Annotated in this window: 4 protein-coding genes; 3 read left to right on the top strand and 1 reads right to left on the bottom strand. The window is 75.1% G+C overall.

Annotation, left to right across the window (positions count from 1 at the left end):
• Positions 1-5 precede the first annotated feature (5 nt).
• On the top strand, positions 6-893 hold the full coding sequence (locus EV374_RS31230) for a class I SAM-dependent methyltransferase (protein ID WP_132240759.1): 888 nt from the start codon (positions 6-8) through the stop codon (positions 891-893).
• A gap of 68 nt (positions 894-961) precedes the next feature.
• Here the strand turns inward: EV374_RS31230 and EV374_RS31225 are convergent, their stop codons facing one another.
• Positions 962-1723 carry an alpha/beta fold hydrolase gene (locus EV374_RS31225; protein WP_132240758.1) on the bottom strand — a complete coding sequence of 254 codons (762 nt, stop codon included), beginning with the start codon at positions 1721-1723 and terminating at the stop codon, positions 962-964.
• A 284-nt stretch (positions 1724-2007) separates the two neighbouring features.
• On the opposite strand from EV374_RS31225, the gene EV374_RS31220 reads away from it, so the two are divergent.
• On the top strand, positions 2008-7632 hold the full coding sequence (locus EV374_RS31220) for a type I polyketide synthase (RefSeq protein WP_132240757.1): 5625 nt from the start codon (positions 2008-2010) through the stop codon (positions 7630-7632).
• Positions 7633-7676: 44 nt separating this feature from the next.
• The coding region (locus EV374_RS31215) for a type I polyketide synthase (protein ID WP_132240756.1) at positions 7677-20920 on the top strand (13244 nt) is incomplete at its 3' end.

Here is a 20920-nt window from a genome sequence, read left to right as displayed (position 1 = left end):
CCCACATGTTCGAGAACCTGAAGATCGCCGGCCGGGCGATCCGCACGGTCTTCACCGCCGACCCCATCACCCGGGTCCGGCGCTTCTACGAGATCCAGTCGCCCGACGTCGAGTTCGCGGCCCGCCGCACGCACTACATGAACGTGGGCTACTGGGAGGACGGCGTCACCGACCTCGACACGGCCGCCGAGGCGCTGGCCGACAAGCTGGCCGACGCCGCCGGGCTCAAGCCGGACGACACCGTCCTCGACGTGGGCTTCGGCTACGCCGACCAGGACTTCAAGTGGCTGCGCGAGCGCCGGGTCGCCAAGGTGTACGGGCTCAACATCACCCCGCACCACGTCGAGGCGGCGCAGCGCCGGGCGCAGGAGGAGGGCCTCGCGGACCGCACCGACTTCCGGCTGGGCAGCGCCACCGAACTGCCCTTCGAGGACAACACCTTCGACCGGGTCGTCGCCCTGGAGTCGGCCTTCCACTTCTACCCGCGCAGCGCGTTCTTCGCCGAGGCGCTGCGGGTGCTGCGCCCGGGTGGCGTGCTGGCCACGGCCGACATCATCCCGGTCAGCGGGGACGTCGTCCGCGCCGCCATCCAGTCCGGCCCGCTGAGCTTCGTCAAGTTCAGCATCCCGAAGGAGAACTGGCACGACCGGGACACGTACCGGCAGGAGCTGGTCGAGGCCGGCTTCGCCAACCCGGAGGTGCACTCGATCAAGGAGCGCACCTGGGAGGGCTGGCGGGCGTACATGGCGGGACGGACCAACGACCCGGAGTTCCGCGCCGTCGTCAAGCCCGCCGTACGCAAGAGCATGGCGGCGCACTGGAAGAACCAGGACCTCATGAAGCGCGAGATGGCGCAGCTCGACTACGTGATCGCGGTCGGCCACAAGCGGTGACGCCCCGCACGGACGAGGGGCCCGCCGACCGGTCGTGACACCGGTGGACGGGCCCCTCGTCCGTGGGATCAGACGGCGGGCGCCGCGGTCAGGGCCGTCGAGATGGCCCGCAGGACCGCCGGCTGGTGCTCGGCCAGGAAGAAGTGCCCGCCCGGGTAGACCTTCAGCTCGAACGGCCCGGTGGTGTGGGTCGACCAGGCCCGGGCCTCCTCGACCGTCGTCTTCGGGTCGTCGTCGCCGGTGAAGACGGTGATCGGGCAGCTCAGCGGCGGACCCGGCCGGTAGGTGTAGGTCTCCGCTGCCCGGTAGTCGCTGCGGATCGCCGGCAGCGCGGCCCGCAGCATCTCCGGGTCGCCGAGGACGGCGGAGTTGGTGCCGCTGAGCTTCCGGACGTCGGCCAGCAGGCCCTCGTCGTCGAGCAGGTGCACCGTCTCGTGTCGCGCCTGCGACGGCGCACGGCGTCCGGACGCGAACAGGTGCGCCGCCGTACCGCCGTCCTGCTCGATCAGCCGGGCGAGTTCGAAGCCGACGCTGGCCCCCATGCTGTGCCCGAAGATGGCCACCGGCTCGTCCAGCCACGGCCGCAGCACGGTGAAGACCTCCCGCGCGAGCTGGTGGATGTCACCGATGCACTTCTCGTGGCGGCGGTCCTGCCGGCCCGGGTACTGGATCGACAGCACCTCGACGGCGGGGGAGAGGCTGCGGGAGACGGGGAAGTAGAAGCTGGCCGACCCGCCGGCGTGGGGCAGGCACACCAACCGCCTGGCGCCACCCGGAGCCGGGTGGAAGCGTCGCACCCACAAGCCGTTGTCGGTATCTGGCGTGGTCATCCTTGGCGGTCCTTCCGGCGGCTGCGGTTCCCGACCGGATCTGCACGGACCCGGTCGAGGCGACGCTAGTGCGACGGGTGGGGACCGGACACCCCTAGCTGGCCCGTTGCCTGGTTAGGGGTTGTCCGCGCTCGCGCACACCCAATAACTTCTCCCGGCAGATGGGGATCTGCGTGGCTCTCGGCCGAGCGAGCCGAACGACAGATACAGGTGTCGCCTGAGACTTCTGCGCATTCGTACCGTCGCTTACGTCGAGTCTCCGCCGTGAATCGCGATGGGCTGGGTTGATGGACACCGAAGACAAGCTCCGGGAGTACCTGAAGAGAGTCACCGCCGACCTGCGGCGGACCCGGCAACGGCTCCGTGACGTCGAGGCCGATGCGCAGCAGCCCATCGCGATCGTCGGCACCGGCTGCCGGTTCCCGGGCGGGGTACGCACGGCCGAGGAGCTGTGGGACCTCGTCGCGGCCGGCGGCGACGCCATCGCCTCCTTCCCCACCGACCGGGGCTGGGACCTGGACGCGCTCTACGACCCCGAGCGCTCCCGGCCGGGCACCTCCTCCGTCCGCGAGGGTGGCTTCGTGCCCGACGCCGCCGAGTTCGACCCCCGGCTGTTCGGCGTCTCGCCGCGCGAGGCCCTCGCCATGGACCCGCAGCAGCGGTTGCTGCTGGAGACCTCGTGGGAGGCCGTCGAGTCGGCGGGCATCGACCCCACCAGCCTGAAGGGCGCCCGCGTCGGGGTCTTCGCCGGCATGACCCACAGCGGGTACGCCCACCCGCCGGAGACCCCGCCGGCGGGCGTCGAGGACTACCTGGGTCTCGGCAACGCGGGCAGCATCGCCTCGGGTCGGGTGGCGTACTCGTTCGGGTTCGAGGGCCCGGCGGTGACGGTCGACACGGCGTGTTCGTCGTCGCTGGTGGCGCTGCACCTGGCGGTGCAGGCGCTGCGGTCGGGCGAGTGCGACCTGGCCCTGGCCGGCGGCGTCACGGTGATGCCCACCCCGGCGGTGTTCGTCGACTTCACCCGGCAGGGCAACCTCTCCCCGGTGGCCCGGTGCCGGGCGTTCGCCGACGCGGCGGACGGGACGGCGCTCGCCGAGGGCGTGGGCGTGCTGCTGGTGCAGCGCTTGGCGGACGCGCAACGCGACGGCCGTCGGATCCTGGCGGTGGTGCGGGGCACGGCGGTGAATCAGGATGGTGCGTCGAACGGGTTGACGGCACCGAACGGTCCGTCGCAGCAGCGGGTGATCCGGCAGGCCCTCGCGAGCGCGGGTCTGTCGGCGGCCGACGTGGATGTGGTGGAGGCGCACGGCACGGGCACGACGTTGGGCGACCCCATCGAGGCGCAGGCTCTGCTGGCGACGTACGGGCAAGGTCGGGATGTGCCGTTGTTGTTGGGGTCGGTGAAGTCGAACATCGGTCACACGCAGGCGGCTGCGGGGGTGGCCGGGATCATCAAGATGATCTCGGCGATGCGGGCGGGTGTGGTGCCGGCGACGCTGCACGTGGACGCGCCGTCGTCACACGTGGACTGGGCGTCCGGTGCCGTGGAGCTGGTGACGCGGACGCGTGAGTGGCCAACCGTGGAGCGTCCCCGGCGCGCGGGCGTGTCGTCGTTCGGCATCTCGGGCACGAACGCGCACGTGATCCTGGAGCAGCCGCAGGCAGCGCCGGAGATCGAGGGCGGGGCGACGCCGGAGCAGGCGGCTGGGGTGGCGGAGTCCGTGGCCGCCACCGGCGCGGAGTCGCGGGCCGAGCCCCGCCGGACCGAGTCGGCAGACGCGGCGGGTATGCCGGTGCCGTGGATGGTGTCGGGTCGTTCGGAGCGTGCTCTGGCAGGTCAGGCGGCGCGGTTGGCGTCGTTCGTGCGCGATCGTGGCCTGTCGCCGCTGGACGTGTCGTGGTCGTTGGCCACCACCCGGGCGGCGTTGGAGCACCGGGCGGTGGTGTGGGGCTCGGACGTCGACGAGCTGGTCGCCGGCCTGTCGGCGGTGGCCGAGGGTGGGCCGGCGGTGTCGGGTGTGGTCTCGGCGGGTCGTCGGGCGGTGCTCTTCACGGGTCAGGGCTCGCAGCGCGCCGGCATGGGCCGGGAGTTGTATGAGGCGTTCCCTGTCTTCGCGGCGTCGTTCGACGAGGTGTGCGCCCGGTTCGACGGCCTGTTGCCGCGTGCGCTGGGCGAGGTGGTGTTCGCCGAGGCGGGTTCGGAAGCTGCTGCTCTGGTGGATCAGACGGTGTTCGCGCAGGCGGGCCTGTTCGCGGTCGAGGTGGCGTTGTGGGAGTTGTTGTCGTCGTGGGGTGTGCGGGCGGATTTCCTGGCGGGTCATTCGATTGGTGAGGTGACGGCGGCGTACGTGTCGGGGATGTTGTCGCTGTCGGATGCGTGCACGCTGGTGGCGGCGCGGGGCAGGTTGATGCAGGCGTTGCCGTCCGGTGGGGTGATGGCGGCGGTGGGTGCGCCGGAGGAGGCTGTCGCCGAGCTGATCGGCGTGAGCGGTGCGGCCGTGGACGTCGCGGCGGTGAACGGCCCGGCGTCGGTGGTCGTCTCGGGTGCGGCCGACGAGGTGGCCTCGGTGGTGGCGACCGCCCGTGAGCGGGGTTGGCGGGTCAAGGAGTTGGCGGTCAGTCACGCGTTCCATTCGCGGTTGATGGAGCCGATGCTGGACGAGTTCGCGTCGGTGGTGGCGGGGCTGGGCTGGCAACCGCCGAGGATCCCGATCGTGTCGAACGTGACCGGTGCGGTGGCGGACGCCGCAGAGGTCGCCGATCCCGGCTACTGGGTGCGGCACGTGCGGCAGCCCGTGCGCTTCGCCGACGCCGTACGGACCCTGCACGAGCAGGACGTGACGCACTTCCTGGAGGTCGGCCCCGACGCCGTGCTCACCGCGATGGCCCAGGACTGCGTCGAGGCCACCGGCGACGTCCGGTTCACCGCCACACTCCGAGCCGGCCACCCCGAGCCCGACACGCTGCGCACCGCCCTCGCCGAGCGGTACGTCACCGGCGGCCACGTCGACTGGACCGGATACCTCACCGCTGCCGGGGCGCGCCCCCGCACGGTCGCCCTGCCCACGTACGCCTTCGACCGCCAGCGCTACTGGCTCAACACCACCGCCGGCGGCGCGGGCGCGCCCGGGCTCGGCGTCCGCCCTGTCGACCACGCGCTGCTCGGCGCCGCCGTACGCGTGGCCGACGACGACGTACGGCTCTTCGGCACCGAACTCTCCGCGCGTACCCACCCGTGGCTCGCCGAGCACGTCGTCTGGGACTCGGTCGTGGTGCCCGGCGCCGCCCTGGTCGAGATGGTCCTGCACGCGGGCGCGCAGGTCGGCTGCGACACCCTCGACGAGCTGACCCTCCAGGCGCCGCTGGCGCTCACCGGGCAGGATGCCCGGTCGGTGCAGGTGAAGCTGGGCACGGCGGACGAGGAGGGACGCCGGCCGGTCACCATCCACTCGCGGGCCGCCACCGACCCGGACGGGGAGTGGGACCGGCACGCCGCAGGCGTCCTCGCACCCGCCGCACCGCAGCCCGACGGGGCCGAGCCATTGCCCTGGCCGCCCACGTCCGGCACCGCCGTCGCGGTCGACGAGGTCTACACCGAGCTGTCCCGCCTGGGCGTCGAGTACGGCCCGCTCTTCCGTGGCCTGCGCGCCGTCTGGCGCACCGACGACGAGGTCTGCGCCGAGGTGGCGGTGCCCGACGGCACCGAGGTCACCGGCTACGGCATCCACCCCGCCCTGCTGGACGCGGCCCTGCACGTCGTCGGCCTGCTCGACCCCGACCAGGAGGCGTCCGGCGTACGCCTGCCCTTCGCCTGGACCGGCGTCACCCTCTCGGCGGTCGGCGCGACCGCGCTGCGGGTACGCGCCCGGCGCAGCGGCGGCGGGGTCACCCTGACCCTGGCCGACCCGGCCGGCGCCCCCGTCGCCCGGATCGGCTCCCTGGTCTCCCGGCCCGTGACCGCCGAGCAGGTACGCGGCGCCGACGCGGGCGTCGACTCCCTGTACGACGTCGCCTGGCAGAGCGTCCCAGCGGGCGCCCCGACGACCGCCGACGCGGTGCTCCTCGGCGACGCCCCGTCCGACCTGGCGGCACTCGCCCGGTACGGGCTCGCCGAGCTGGCCGACGCGGTCGACGTCGGCCTGCTCGACACGGAACTGGTGCTGCTCGCCGCGTACGCCGACGACGAGCGCGCCCCGGTCCCCGCCGCCACCCGGACCCGGCTCGCCGCCGTGCTGACCGCCGTGCAGGGCTGGCTCGCCGACGACCGGCTGGCGGAGCGGCAACTGGTCGTGCTGACCCGGGGGGCCGTCCCCGCCGGCGACACCGGCCGCACGACCGACCTGCCCGGCGCGGCGGTCTGGGGCCTGCTGCGCTCGGCCCAGGCGGAACACCCCGGCCGCTTCGTGCTCGTGGACCTCGACGAGGCGCGGCGACCGCAGCCCGGCACGGTGGACCTGGTGGCCAGCGCGGTCGCCACCGGCGAACCCCAACTGGCGGTCCGGGACGAGCGGGTGCTGGCACCCCGGCTCACGCCCGCCGTCCTCGACCCGGCGCTGGGCGCCGACCTCGACCCCGACGGGACGGTCCTGGTCACCGGGGCCACCGGCGCCCTCGGCGGACTGCTGGCCCGGCACCTGGTCAGCACGCACAAGGTGCGCCGGCTGCTGCTCGTCAGCCGGCGCGGATCGGACGCCCCCGGCGCGACGGAGCTGCTGACCGAGCTGACCGCGCTGGGCGCGCAGGTCCGGCTGGCGGCCGGCGACGTGGCGGACCGGGACTCCCTCGCCGCCCTGCTGGCCGACGTCCCCGCCGAGCACCCGCTCACCGGCGTCGTCCACGCCGCCGGCGTCCTCGACGACGCGGTGATCTCGGCGCTGACCCCGGAGCGGATGTCCGCCGTGCTCTCCGCCAAGGCCGACGCCGCCTGGCACCTGCACGAGCTGACTCGGGGGCGGAACCTGGCGATGTTCGTCCTCTTCTCGTCGGTCGCCGGCGTCCTCGGCGGCCCCGGGCAGGGCAACTACGCCGCCGCGAACGCGTTCCTGGACGGCCTCGCCCAGCACCGGCGCGCCGCGGGCCTCGCCGCCACCTCCCTGGCCTGGGGCCTCTGGGCCGCCGACAGCGGCATGACCGGCGCCCTCGACGCCGCCCAGCGGCAGCGGATGAGCCGCAACGGCCTCCACCCGCTCGACACCGACCAGGCGCTGCGCCTCTTCGACGCCAGCCTGCGCGGCGGCCACCCCCACCTGGTGCCGGCGCTGCTCGACCCCGCGGCGCTGCGCCGCCAGGCCGACACCGGCCAGCTCCCGGCGCCGCTGCGCGGCCTGGTCCGGGCCCGGCGGCGCGCCGTCGCCGGCGGCGGCGACGGCGGGCCGTCCTTCGCGCAGCGCCTGGCCGGCACGCCCGAGGCGGAGCGCGGCCGGCTGGTGGAGGACCTGGTCAAGGCGCAGGTCATCGAGGTGCTCGGCTACCCGCCGGCCACCGTCGTGCCCTCCGGGCAGACGTTCACCGGCCTCGGCTTCGACTCGCTGACGGCGGTGGAGCTGCGCAACCGGCTGACCGCCCTCACCGGGATCCGGCTGCCGGCGAGCCTGATCTTCGACTGCCCCACGCCCGCCGCCCTCGCCGACTTCCTGCTGGTCGACGCCGCCCCGCCGGGGCCCGAGGCGGGCCTGCTGGCCGAGCTGGACCGGCTGGAGGCCGCGTTCGCCGCGACCGGGCCGGAGGAGCTGGAACGACTGGCCGGCGACGACGAGACGCGGACCGCCGTGGCGGTCCGCCTCCGGGCGCTGGTCACCAGGTGGAGCGACGCCACCGATCGGCCGGCCGACGTCAGCCAGGCCCTCGACGAGGCCTCGGACGACGAACTGTTCGACTTCATCGACCAGAAGTTCGGCCGATCCTGACCACGAGTCCGCCGCTTGCCCCTTAGCGACAGGTGATCAACCCGATGGCGAACGAAGCCAAGCTCCGCGAGTACCTCAAGCGCGTCACCGCTGACCTGCACGAGACCAGCGAACGCCTGCGGGCCGTCGACGAGCAGAACCACGAGCCGATCGCGATCGTGGGGATGGGCTGCCGCTACCCGGGCGGGGTGCGGACCCCCGAGGCCCTGTGGCGGCTGGTCGAGTCCGGCGTCGACGCCGTCACGCCGTTCCCGGGGGACCGGGGCTGGGACGTGGAGAACCTCTACGACCCCGACCCGGACGCGCACGGCAAGTCGTACACCCGTGAGGGCGGCTTCCTGCACGACGCCGGCGAGTTCGACGGCGGGTTCTTCGGCATCTCCCCCCGCGAGGCGCTGGCGATGGACCCGCAGCAGCGGCTGCTGCTCGAGGTCGCCTGGGAGGCGGTCGAGCGGGCCGGCATCGCCGCCGACTCGCTCAAGGGCAGCCGCACCGGCGTCTTCACCGGCGTCATGTACCACGACTACGTCTCCCGCCTCAACGGCGTGCCGGAGGAGGTCGAGGCGTTCGTCGGCACCGGCAACCACGGCAGCGTCGTCTCCGGCCGGATCGCGTACACCTTCGGGTTCGAGGGCCCGGCGGTGACCGTCGACACCGCCTGCTCGTCCTCGCTGGTGGCGATGCACCTCGCCGTGCAGGCCCTGCGCTCCGGCGAGTGCACGCTCGCGCTGGCCGGCGGCGTCACCGTCATGTCCAGCCCCGACACGTTCGTCGGCTTCAGCCGCCAGCGCGGCCTGTCCCCGGACGGGCGCTGCAAGTCCTTCGCCGCCGCCGCCGACGGCACCGGCTGGAGCGAGGGCGCCGGCCTGCTGCTGCTGGAACGGCTCTCCGACGCCCAGCGCAACGGCCACCCGGTGCTCGCCGTCGTCCGTGGCACGGCCGTCAACCAGGACGGCGCCTCCAACGGCCTCACCGCGCCGCACGGCCCGTCGCAGCAGCGGGTGATCCGCCAGGCCCTCGCGAACGCCCGGCTCTCCCCGGCCGACGTGGACGCCGTGGAGGCCCACGGCACCGGCACCCGCCTCGGCGACCCCATCGAGGCGCAGGCGCTGCTCGCCACGTACGGCCGGGACCGGGCCGAGGACCAGCCCCTCTGGCTCGGCTCGATCAAGTCCAACCTCGGGCACACCCAGGCCGCGGCCGGCGTCGCCGGCGTGATCAAGATGGTCATGGCGATGCGCCACGGCGTCCTGCCGCGGACCCTGCACGTCGACGAGCCGTCCCCGCACGTCGACTGGTCGGCCGGCGCGGTGAGCCTGCTCCGCGAGCCGCGCCCGTGGCCGCGCGGCACCCGGCCCTTGCGGGCCGGCGTCTCCTCCTTCGGCGTCAGCGGCACCAACGCCCACGTCATCGTCGAGGCCGCCCCGCCCGCGCCGCAGCCGGCCGCCGACGCCGTCGCCGGGCCCGACCCGCTGCCGTGGGTCGTCTCCGCGCGCAGCGCCGCCGCGCTCGCCGCCCAGGCCGACCGGCTGCGCTCCTGGCTCGCCGAGCACCCCGACGCCGCGCCGGCCGCCGTGGGCCGGGCCCTGGCCACCGGCCGGTCCGTCCTGGAGCACCGGGCGGTGGTGCTCGGGGCCGACCGGGACGAGCTGGTCGCCGGGCTCGGCGCGCTCGCCGACGGCGTCCCGGCGGCGTCCGTGCGGCGCGGGGTCGCCAGCCCCACCCGCGTCGCCGTGCTCTGCACCGGGCAGGGCGCCCAGCGCGTCGGCATGGGCCGACAGTTGTACGCGGCGTTCCCGGTCTTCGCCGCGGCCTTCGACGCCGCCTGCGCCGAACTGGACCGGCACCTCGACCGGCCGCTGCGCGTCGTGCTCGACGGTCCCGCCGAGGTGCTCGACCGCACCGGCTACGCCCAGGCGGCGCTGTTCGCCGTCGAGGTGGCGGCCTACCGCCTCGCCGAGTCGTGGGGCGTCGTGCCGGACTTCGTGGCCGGCCACTCGGTCGGCGAGGTGGCCGCCGCGCACGTCGCCGGCGTGCTGTCGCTGCCCGACGCCGCCCGGCTGGTCGCCGCCCGGGGCACCCTGATGCAGGCCCTGCCCACCGGCGGGGCGATGGTGTCGATCCGCGCCACCGAGGCGGAGGTACGCCAGCACCTGGACACCGCCGGCGGGGCGACCGGCGCCGGGCTGGCCGCCGTCAACGGCCCGGAGTCCGTCGTCGTCTCCGGCGACGAGGACGCCGTGCTGGCGGTCGCCGCACACTTCGCGGCCCTCGGCCGCAGCACGAAGCGGCTGCGGGTCAGCCACGCGTTCCACTCCGCCCGGATGGACCCGATGCTCGACGCGTTCGGCGACGTGCTCAGGCAGCTGACCTTCGCCGCGCCCCGGATCCCCGTGGTCTCCACCGTGACGGGCGCGCTGCTCGACCCCGACGAGGTGCGCTCCCCGGCGTACTGGCTGCGCAACGTCCGCGACACGGTCCGCTTCGAGGCGGCCGTGGCCACCCTGCGGGAGCTCGGGGTGGGCGCGTACGTCGAGGTGGGGCCGGGCGGGGTGCTCTCCGCGCTGACCCAGGAGATCGTCGGCGCGGACCAGGCGGTGTGCGCCCCGATGCTGCGCGCCGACCACGACGAGGCGGCGACGGCGCTGGCCGCCGCGGCCACCGTCTGGGCCCGGGGTGTGCCGGTGGACTGGGCGGCCCTGTTCGACGGTCCGCCCGCGCCGGTCGACCTGCCCACGTACGCGTTCCAGCGCGAACGCTACTGGCTGCTGCCCCTGCCGCAGGCCGCCGACGTGACCGCCGCCGGGCTGACCCCGACCGGCCACCCGCTGCTCGGCGCGGTGTTCCGCTCGGCCGACGGCGACGAGGTGACGCTCACCGGCCGGCTGTCGGTGGAGAGCCAGCCCTGGCTGGCCGAGCACGCCGTACGCGACGTGGTGCTCTTCCCCGGAACCGGATTCGTGGAGCTGGCGCTGCGCGCCGGCGCGGAGGTCGGCGCCGACCGGCTCGCCGAGCTGACCCTCCAGGCGCCGCTGGTGCTGCCGGAGACCGGCGGCGTCGACGTGCAGGTCGCCGCCGAGCGTGCCGGCGGCGAGGCGTGGCAGCTGACGGTCCACGCCCGCCGCTCCGGCACCGACGACCTGTGGGTCCGGCACGCCACCGGCCTGCTCGCCCCGGCGCACGAGGACGGCGGGGCTACGCTGGCGGACTGGCCGCCGACCGGCGCCACCGCCCTCGACGTGTCGGAGCTGACCGGGCGGGCGGCGCGGGCCGGGTTCGCGTACGGCCCCGCCTTCCAGGGGCTGCGCGCCGCCTGGCGGGTCGGCACCGACGTGTACGCCGAGGTGGCGCTGCCCGAGCCGGCGGCCGACGAGGCCGGCGCGTACGGGCTGCACCCGGCGCTGCTCGACGCCGCCGTGCAGGCGGTCGGGCTCGGCATCGTCGACCCCGGTGAGGCCCGGCTGCCGTTCGCCTGGTCGGACGTGACGCTGTCGGCCCACGGCGCGGACACGCTGCGGGTACGGCTGACCCCCTCCGGCGCGGACACGGTGGCCATGCTGGTCGCGGACGCCGCCGGCGAGCCCGTCGCCCGGGTCGGCTCCCTGGTGCTGCGGCCCCTGCCGGCCGGGGACCTCACCTCCGGCGGGTCCCCGTGGCGCCGCTCGCTGTTCCGCCTCGACTGGCCCCGGCACGCCGGCGGCGCGGGCGCGCCCGACGGCACGACCTGGGCGGTGCTCGGCGACCGCCCCGCACCGCTGCCGGCCGGCGTGACCGCCGACCGGCACGCCGACCTCGACACGCTCTGCGACGTGGGGGTGCCCGACGTCGTGCTGTTCCCGGTGGCCGGCGCCGCCGCGACCGGCCCCGGCCCGGTCCACGACCTGCTCGCCGAGGTCCTCGCCGTGCTCCAGGGCTGGCTCGCCGCCGAGCGCCACACCGGCGGGTCCCGGCTGGTCGTCCTCACCCGCGGCGCCGTCGCCGTGGACGCCGACGCCGACGTCGCCGACCTGGCCGGCGCCGCCGTGTGGGGCCTGCTCCGGTCCGCCCAGGCCGAGCACCCCGGCCGGTTCCTGGTCGTCGACCTCGACGACGAGGAGAGCTCCGCGTCCGCCCTCGCCGGCCTGCTGGCGGCCGACGAGCCGCAGGCGGCGGTGCGCGACGGCGTGGTCCGGGTGCCCCGGCTCGTCGCCGCCCCGGAACCCGACGCGCCGGCGCCGGCGCTGGACCCGGACGGCACGGTGCTGGTCACCGGCGGCACCGGTGCCCTGGGCGCGCTCGTCGCCCGCCACCTGGTCGCCCGGCACGGGGTCCGCCACCTGGTGCTGGCCAACAGGCGCGGGCCCGCCGCGGCCGGCGCCGCCGACCTGCTCGCCGACCTCGCCGACCTGGGCGCCACCGCGACGGTCGAGGCGTGCGACGCCGCCGACCCCGACGCCCTCGCCGCGCTGCTCGACCGGATCGACCCGGCGCACCCGCTGACCGGCGTGGTGCACACCGCCGGCGTACTGGCCGACCGCACCCTGACCTCGCTCACCGCCGAGTCCCTCGACGAGGTGCTCCGGCCGAAGGTGGACGCCGCCGCGCACCTGCACGAGCTGACCGCCGCCCACGGCCTCGCGCTCTTCGTCACCTACTCGTCGGCGGCGGGCGTGACCGGCAGCCCCGGCCAGGCCAACTACGCGGCGGCCAACGCCTTCCTGGACGCGCTCGCGCACCGGCGGCGGGCCGCGGGCCTTCCCGCACACTCCCTGGCCTGGGGGCCGTGGGTCGAGTCGGGCGGCGGCATGACCGCCGGCCTCGACCGGGCCGACACCGACCGGCTGGCCCGCGCGGGCGTACGGCCGCTCTCCGAGGCGGACGGCCTCGCGCTTCTCGACGCCGCCCTGCTGACCGGCCTGCCCACGACGGTGCCGATGGCGCTGGACGGCCCGGCGCTGCGCGCCCAGGCCGAGGCGGGCACCCTGCCGTCGGTCCTGCGCGGCCTGGTCCGCGCGCCCCGGCGTCGCGCCGCCCGGTCGGGCCCGGCGGAGACCGCCGCCCTGACCGAACGGCTGGCCGGGCTCGACCGCGAGGAGCGCGCCGCGGCCCTGCTGCGGCTCGTCCTCGACCAGGTCGCGACGGTGTTGGGGTACGCCGACGCCGCCGCCGTCGAGGCCGGACGCCCGTTCACGGAGCTGGGCTTCGACTCGCTGACCGCCGTCGAGTTGCGCAACCGGCTGGGCGCGGTGACCGGCCTGCGCCTGCCGGCGACCCTGGTCTTCGACCACCCGACCCCGCTCGCCCTGGCCGAGCATCTGGACGCCGAGACCGGTACCGCCGCCGGTGCGTCGCCGGCCCCGGTCGCCGCCGTCGCGGCGCTCGACGAGCCGATCGCGATCGTCGGTATGAGCTGCCGCTATCCCGGCGGCGTACGCAGCCCCGAGCAGCTGTGGGACCTCCTCGTGGCCGGTGGGGACGGCATCACCGGCTTCCCCGCCGACCGGGGCTGGGACGTCGACGACCTGTACGACCCGTCCGGCGCGCGCCGGGGCAGCAGCTACGCCCGCGAGGGCGGCTTCCTGGCCGACGCCGGCGACTTCGACGCCACCCTGTTCAAGATCTCGCCGCACGAGGCGCTCGCCATGGACCCGCAGCAGCGGCTGCTGCTGGAGACCTCGTGGGAGGCCATCGAGGACGCCCGGATCGACCCGCTCGCGCTGCGGGGCCGCCCCGTCGGCGTGTTCGCCGGCATGATGTACCACAACCACGCCGCCGGGCTGGCCGACGTTCCGGAGGCCCTCGACGGCTACCTCGGCGTCGGCACCGCCAGCAGCGTGCTGTCGGGCCGGGTGGCGTACTCGTTCGGCTTCGAGGGGCCGGCGGTGACGGTGGACACGGCGTGTTCGTCGTCGCTGGTCGCGTTGCACTTGGCGGTGCAGGCCCTGCGGTCCGGCGAGTGCGACCTCGCGCTGGCCGGCGGCGTCACCGTGATGGCGACCCCCGAGACGTTCATCGACTTCTCCCGGCAGCGGGGCATGGCCCCCGACGGCCGGTGCAAGTCGTTCTCCGACGCGGCGGACGGCACGGGCTGGTCCGAGGGCGTCGGCGTGCTGCTGGTGCAGCGGCTGTCGGACGCGCGGCGCGACGGGCGCCGGATCCTGGCGGTGGTGCGGGGCACGGCGGTGAACCAGGACGGCGCGTCGAACGGGTTGACGGCGCCGAACGGCCCCTCGCAGCAGCGGGTGATCCGCCAGGCCCTCGCGAACGCCCGGCTGGGCGTCGCCGACGTCGACGTCGTGGAGGCGCACGGCACGGGCACGACGCTGGGCGACCCCATCGAGGCCCAGGCGCTGCTCGCCACCTACGGGCAGGACCGCGACGACCGGGACGCGCTGCTGCTGGGGTCGGTGAAGTCGAACATCGGCCACACGCAGGCCGCCGCCGGGGTGGCGGGCGTCATCAAGATGATCATGGCCATGCGGTACGGGACCGTGCCGGCGACGCTGCACGTGGACGAGCCCTCGTCGCACGTGGACTGGTCGTCGGGCGCCGTGGAGCTGGTGACCCAGGCGCGCGAGTGGCCGGGTGCGGACCGCGCGCGCCGGGCGGCCGTGTCGTCGTTCGGCATCTCCGGCACGAACGCCCACGTGATCATCGAGCAGCCGGAGCCGGAGCCCGCCGTGGCGTCTGCCGCGCCCGTCGGGTTGCCGGTGCCGTGGATGGTGTCGGGGCGTTCGGAGCGTGCTCTGGCGGGTCAGGCGGGGCGGTTGGCGTCGTTCGTGCGGGACCGGTCCCTGTCGCCGGTGGACGTGTTCTGGTCGTTGGCGACGACGCGGGCGGCGTTGGAGCATCGGGCGGTGGTGTGGGGTTCGGACGCGGACGAGCTGGCGGCGGGCCTGTCAGCGGTGGCCGAGGGCCGGGTCTCTGGTGTGGTGTCGGCGGGTCGTCGGGCGGTGTTGTTCACGGGTCAGGGTTCGCAGCGCGCCGGGATGGGTCGGGAGTTGTACGACGCGTTTCCCGTCTTCGCGGCGTCTTTCGACGAGGTGTGCGCCCGTTTCGACGGCTTGTTGCCGCGTGCGCTGCGTGAGGTGGTGTTCGCCGAGCCGGGCACCGCCGATGGGGCTCTGCTGGACCAGACCGTGTTCGCGCAGGCGGGCCTGTTCGCGGTCGAGGTGGCGTTGTGGGAGTTGTTGTCGTCGTGGGGTGTGCGGGCCGACTACCTGGCGGGTCATTCGATCGGTGAGGTGACCGCGGCGTACGTGTCCGGAGTGTTGTCTCTGGCGGATGCGTGCACGCTGGTGGCGGCGCGGGGCAGGTTGATGCAGGCGTTGCCGGCCGGCGGCGTCATGGCGGCGGTCGGCGCGCCCGAGGCCGATGTGCGGGAGATCATCGACGCTGCGGGTGCGGCGGTCGACGTCGCGGCGGTGAACGGTCCGGCGTCGGTGGTGGTGTCGGGTGCCGATGCTGAGGTGGCCCCGGTGGTGGCGGCCTGCCGTGAGCGGGGTTGGCGGACGAAGGAGCTGGCGGTCAGTCACGCGTTCCACTCCCGCCTGATGGAGCCGATGCTGGACGAGTTCGCGTCGGTGGTGGCGGGGCTGGGCTGGCAGCCGCCGAGGATCCCGATCGTGTCGAACGTGACGGGTGCGGTGGCGGACGCCGGGGAGGTCACCGATCCCGGCTACTGGGTGCGGCACGTGCGGCAGCCGGTGCGCTTCGCCGACGGTGTGGTGGCGTTGCGGGCGCTGGGGGTGGACACCTTCCTGGAGGTGGGTCCGGATGCGACGTTGACGGCGATGGTGGCGGAGATCGTCGCGGATGCGGGGGTGCGGCGGGTTCCGGCGTCGCGGCGGGAGCAGTCGGAGGTCGCCGCGGTGACGGCGGCGGTGGGGCAGTTGTGGGTGGCGGGTGTGCCGGTCGACTGGGCTGCCTACCACGGTCAGGTCGGTGCCCGGCCGCGCGTGGTCGACCTGCCCACGTACGCCTTCGACCATCGACGTTACTGGATCAATGCCGCGACGCGGTCCTACCGTCCCCCCGCCGCCCGGCGCACCGCCGCCGACGAGGACTTCTGGCGGGCAATCGAGGCGGAGGACCTGACGACCCTCGCCGAGAGCCTGGCCGTCGACGCCGACGCCCCGCTCGCGGACGTGCTGCCGGCGCTGTCCACCTGGCGACGCCGCCGGGACGCCGAAGCGGCCCTCGACTCCTGGCGCTACCGGGTGGCCTGGCAGCCGCTCACGGACGACGCCGCCCGCGCCGAGGCGACCGACTTCCTGCTCGTCGTACCGGCCGACGCCGACGCGGCCGTGACGGACTGGGCCTCCGCCCTCGGCGCCGCCGGCGGGCGGATCGTCGAGGTCGACGCCGCGTGCGACCGCAAGCGGCTCGCCCACGACCTCGCCGAGGCGTCGACCGGCCGCGACGGGGACGTACTGCCCGTACTCTCCCTGCTGGCCCTCGACACCCGGCCGTACGCCGGGGCCGCCTCCGTGCCGACGGGCCTCGCCGGCACGGTCGCGCTCGCGCAGGCCCTCGGGGACGCTGGGATCACCGCCCGGCTCTGGATCGTCACCCGCGGCGCGGTCTCCGTCGGGTCCCGGGACCGGCACGTCGACCCCGTGCAGGCCATGGCGTGGGGCTTCGGCAGCGTGCTGCGCGCCGAGCACCCGCACCGGTGGGGCGGGCTCGTCGACGTCCCCGCGCAGCCCGACCAGGGCGTCGTGCGCATGCTCCGGACGCTGATCGCCGGCACCGGTCGGGAGGACGAGGTCGCCCTGCGCGGCACCGGCGGCCACGCCCGCCGGCTCGTTCGTGCGACGTACGGCGACACCGGTGCGCGCGGCTCCTGGACGCCGCGCGGCACGGTGCTGATCACCGGCGGCACCGGGGCGCTCGGGGGACACGTCGCCCGCACGCTGGCCGCCGAGGGAGCCGAACACCTCCTGCTGGTCAGCCGGCGGGGTGGCGGGGCGCCCGGCGCGACCGCCCTCGCCGAGGAACTTGCCGGGCTCGGCACCCGGGTCACCCTCGCGTCCTGCGACGTGGCCGACCGGGCCGCGCTCGCGGCGCTGCTCGACTCGATCCCCGCCGAGCTGCCGCTGAACGCCGTCGTGCACACCGCCGCCGCCCTCGACGACAACGTCGTCGACGCCGTGAGCATCGACCAGCTGGCCACCGCCCTGCGGGCGAAGGTCGACGCCGCGCGCAACCTGGACGAGCTGACCCGGGGCACCGACCTCTCCGCCTTCGTCCTCTTCTCCTCCCTCGCCGGCCTCATGGGCGCCGCCGGGCAGACCACCTACGCGCCGGGCAACGCCTTTCTCGACGCGCTGGCGCAGCGGCGTCGCGCGGAAGGGTTGCCGGCGACCTCGATCGCCTGGGGCCTGTGGGCCGACGGCGGGGTGAGCGCCGGTGAGTTCGAGCAGCGGCTGAGCCGCACCGGCTTCGGCGCGATGGCACCGGAGACGGCCGTACGCGCCCTCACCCGGGCGCTGGACCGCGACGAGACGTACCTCGTGGTGGCCGACATCGACTGGGCCCGGGTGGCCGCCGCCGGCGGTCGGCGCCCGCACCCGCTGGTCCGCGACCTGCTGGCCGAGGCCGGCGCGGCGGGGGCGGCCGACGCCCCCGTGCCGGCGGCCGACCTGCGCCTCCGCCTGGCGGGAATGTCCGGTGCGGAGCAGCTGCGCGCCCTCGGCGAGCTCGTGCGTGCCGAGGTCGCGGCCGTGCTGGGCCACGAGTCCGCCGAGCGGGTGGCACCGGACCGGGCCTTCCAGGACCTCGGCTTCACGTCGCTGGCGGCGGTCGAGCTGCGCAACCGGCTCGACGCGGCGACCGGCCTCGCGCTGCCGACGACGCTCGCCTTCGACTACCCGAACTCGGCGGCCCTGGCCGGCCACATCCACGCCGAACTGCTCGGCGGGCAGGCGCTGCCCGTCCCCGCCGCCACCGGCCCCGTCGTGGGCGACGACCCGATCGTCATCGTCGGCATGGGTTGCCGCTTCCCGGCCGGAGCCGAGTCCCCGGAGGGGCTCTGGGACCTGCTGACGGCCGGCGTCGACGCGATGTCGGACTTCCCGACCAACCGGCACTGGGACCTGGAGTCCCTGGCCGGAACCGACTCCTACGTCTCGCGTGGGGCGTTCCTGGCCGACGCGGGCGGCTTCGACGCGGAGTTCTTCGGCATCTCGCCGCGCGAGGCGCTGGCCATGGACCCGCAGCAGCGGCTGCTGCTGGAGGTCGCCTGGGAGGCGTTCGAGGACGCCCGGATCGAGCCCCTCGCGCTGCGCGGCGACCGGGTCGGGGTGTTCGCCGGCACGAACGGGCAGGACTACGAGACCGTCGTACGTGAGGCCGGGGAGGCACTCGCCGGATTCGCCGCGACCGGTGCCTCCGCGAGCGTGTTGTCGGGTCGGGTGGCGTACTCGTTCGGGTTCGAGGGGCCGGCGGTGACGGTGGACACGGCGTGTTCGTCGTCGCTGGTGGCGTTGCACCTGGCGGCGCAGGCGCTGCGGTCGGGCGAGTGCGACCTCGCGCTGGCCGGCGGCGTCACCGTGATGGCCACCCCGGGTGCCTTCATCGAGTTCTCCCGCCAGGGCGGGCTGTCGGCGGACGGCCGCTGCAAGGCCTTCGCCGAGTCGGCGGACGGCACCGCGTGGGGCGAGGGCGTCGGCGTGCTCGTGGTGCAGCGGCTGTCGGACGCGCAACGCGACGGGCGTCGGATCCTCGCGGTGGTGCGGGGCACGGCGGTGAATCAGGACGGTGCGTCGAACGGGTTGACGGCGCCGAACGGTCCGTCGCAGCAGCGGGTGATCCGGCAGGCCCTCGCGAGTGCCGGTCTGTCGGCGGCCGACGTGGACGTGGTGGAGGCGCACGGCACCGGTACGTCGTTGGGTGATCCGATCGAGGCGCAGGCTCTGCTGGCGACGTATGGGCAGGGTCGGGATGTGCCGTTGTTGTTGGGGTCGGTGAAGTCGAACATCGGTCACACGCAGGCGGCTGCGGGGGTGGCCGGGATCATCAAGATGATCTTGGCGATGCGGCATGGGGCGGTGCCGGCGACGCTGCACGTGGATGCGCCGTCGTCGCATGTGGACTGGGCGTCGGGTGCGGTGGAGTTGGTGACGGCGTCGCGTGTCTGGCCGGGCGTGGAGCGTCCCCGGCGGGCGGGTGTGTCGTCGTTCGGCATCTCGGGCACGAACGCGCACGTGATCATCGAACAGCCGGAGTTGGCGGCGGAGCCCGCCTCGCCGCCGGTGCCGGGGTCTGCTGCCGCGTCGGCTGCGGAGCCGGTGGCGGCGGCGGAGTCCGTCCACCCCTCGGGTGCGGAGCAGCGCGGCGAGACCGACCGGGGCGGATCGGCGGACGGGCTGCCGGTTTCCGCGTCCGTGGGTCTGCCGGTGCCGTGGGTGGTGTCGGGGCGCTCCGAGCGGGGTCTGGCGGGTCAGGCGGGGCGGTTGGCGTCGTTCGTGCGGTCCCGGTCCCGGTCCCTGTCGCCGGTGGATGTGTCGTGGTCGTTGGCGACGACGCGGGCGGCGTTGGAGCATCGGGCGGTGGTGTGGGGTTCGGACGCGGACGACCTGGTTGCCGGCCTGTCGGCGGTGGTTGAGGGCCGGTCCTCAGGTGTGGTGTCGGCGGGCCGCCGGGCGGTGTTGTTCACGGGTCAGGGCTCGCAGCGCGTGGGCATGGGTCGCGAGTTGTATGAGGCGTTCCCGGTCTTCGCGGCGTCGTTCGACGCGGTGTGTGCGGAGATCGATCCGCGTCTGCCGCGTGCGTTGGGCGAGGTGGTGTTCGCCGAGCCGGGCACCGCCGATGGGGCTCTGGTGGATCAGACGGTGTTCGCGCAGGCGGGGTTGTTCGCGGTCGAGGTGGCGTTGTGGGAGTTGTTGTCGTCGTGGGGTGTGCGGGCGGATTTCCTGGCGGGTCATTCGATTGGTGAGGTGACGGCGGCGTACGTGTCGGGGATGTTGTCGCTGTCGGATGCGTGCACGCTGGTGGCGGCGCGGGGCAGGTTGATGCAGGCGTTGCCGTCCGGTGGGGTGATGGCGGCGGTGGGTGCGTCGGAGGAGGCTGTCGCCGAGCTGATCGGCGCGTCGGGTGCGGCGGTGGACGTCGCGGCGGTGAACGGTCCGGCGTCGGTGGTGGTGTCGGGTGCGGCCGGCGAGGTGGCCTCGGTGGTGGCGGCCTGTCGTGAGCGGGGTTGGCGGGTCAAGGAGCTGGCGGTCAGTCACGCGTTCCACTCCCGCCTGATGGAGCCGATGCTCGACGAGTTCCGGTCGGTGGTGGCGGGGCTCGACTGGCGGGTGCCGCGCGTCGCGGTGGTGTCGAACGTGACGGGTGCGGTGGCGGACCCGTTGGAGCTGGTGGATCCGGAGTACTGGGTGCGGCACGTGCGGCAGCCGGTGCGGTTCGCCGATGGTGTGGTGGCGTTGCGGGCGCTGGGGGTGGACACCTTCCTGGAGGTGGGTCCGGATGCGACGTTGACGGCGATGGTGGCGGAGATCGTCGCGGATGCGGGGGTGCGGCGGGTTCCGGCGTCGCGGCGGGACCAGTCGGAGGTCGCCGCGGTGACGGCGGCGGTGGGGCAGTTGTGGGTGGCGGGTGTGCCGGTCGACTGGGCTGCCTACCACGGTCAGGTCGGTGCCCGGCCGCGCGTGGTCGACCTGCCCACGTACGCCTTCGACCACACCTGGTACTGGCCCGAGGCGGCGCCCGTGGCCCGCCGGGACGCGCACGGCGAAGCTCTCGACGGGCGGTTCTGGGCGGCCGTGGAGTCCGGCGACCCCGACCTGGTCGGCGGCGAGCTGGGCGTCGGCGCGGACGAACCGTTCAGCGCGGTCCTGCCGAAGCTCGCGCAGTGGCGGCGGGCCGCACAGCAGCGGTCGACGGTGGATTCCTGGCGCTACCGCGTGGTGTGGCGACGCCAGGACGTGACCGGGAACGAGAACCTGACCGGCTCCTGGCTGGTGCTGATGGTTCCCGGCCAGGAGGACCACCCGGTGCTGGCCGGGCTGGCGGAGCGGGGCGCCAAGGTGGTGCCGGTGGTGCTGGACGCGCTGGACCGGGACGAGGTCGCACGCCGACTGGCCGGAGCGGTGGAGGCCGGGCAGCCGGTCGCCGGGCTGGTCTCGCTGCTGTCGCTGGCCGGAGCGGGCGTGGTCGAGGCGCTGGCGGTGGCGCAGGCGCTGGCCACCACGGAGGTCCAGGGGCGGCTCTGGTGGCTGACGCGCGGGGCGGTGTCGGTCGGCGGCTCGGACGAGTTGGCGGATGTCGCGGGTGCTGCGGTGTGGGGTTTGGGTCGGGTGGTGGG

Source organism: Micromonospora sp. CNZ303, from assembly GCF_004345505.1.
This window is presented reverse-complemented; position numbering and strand designations above follow the sequence as displayed.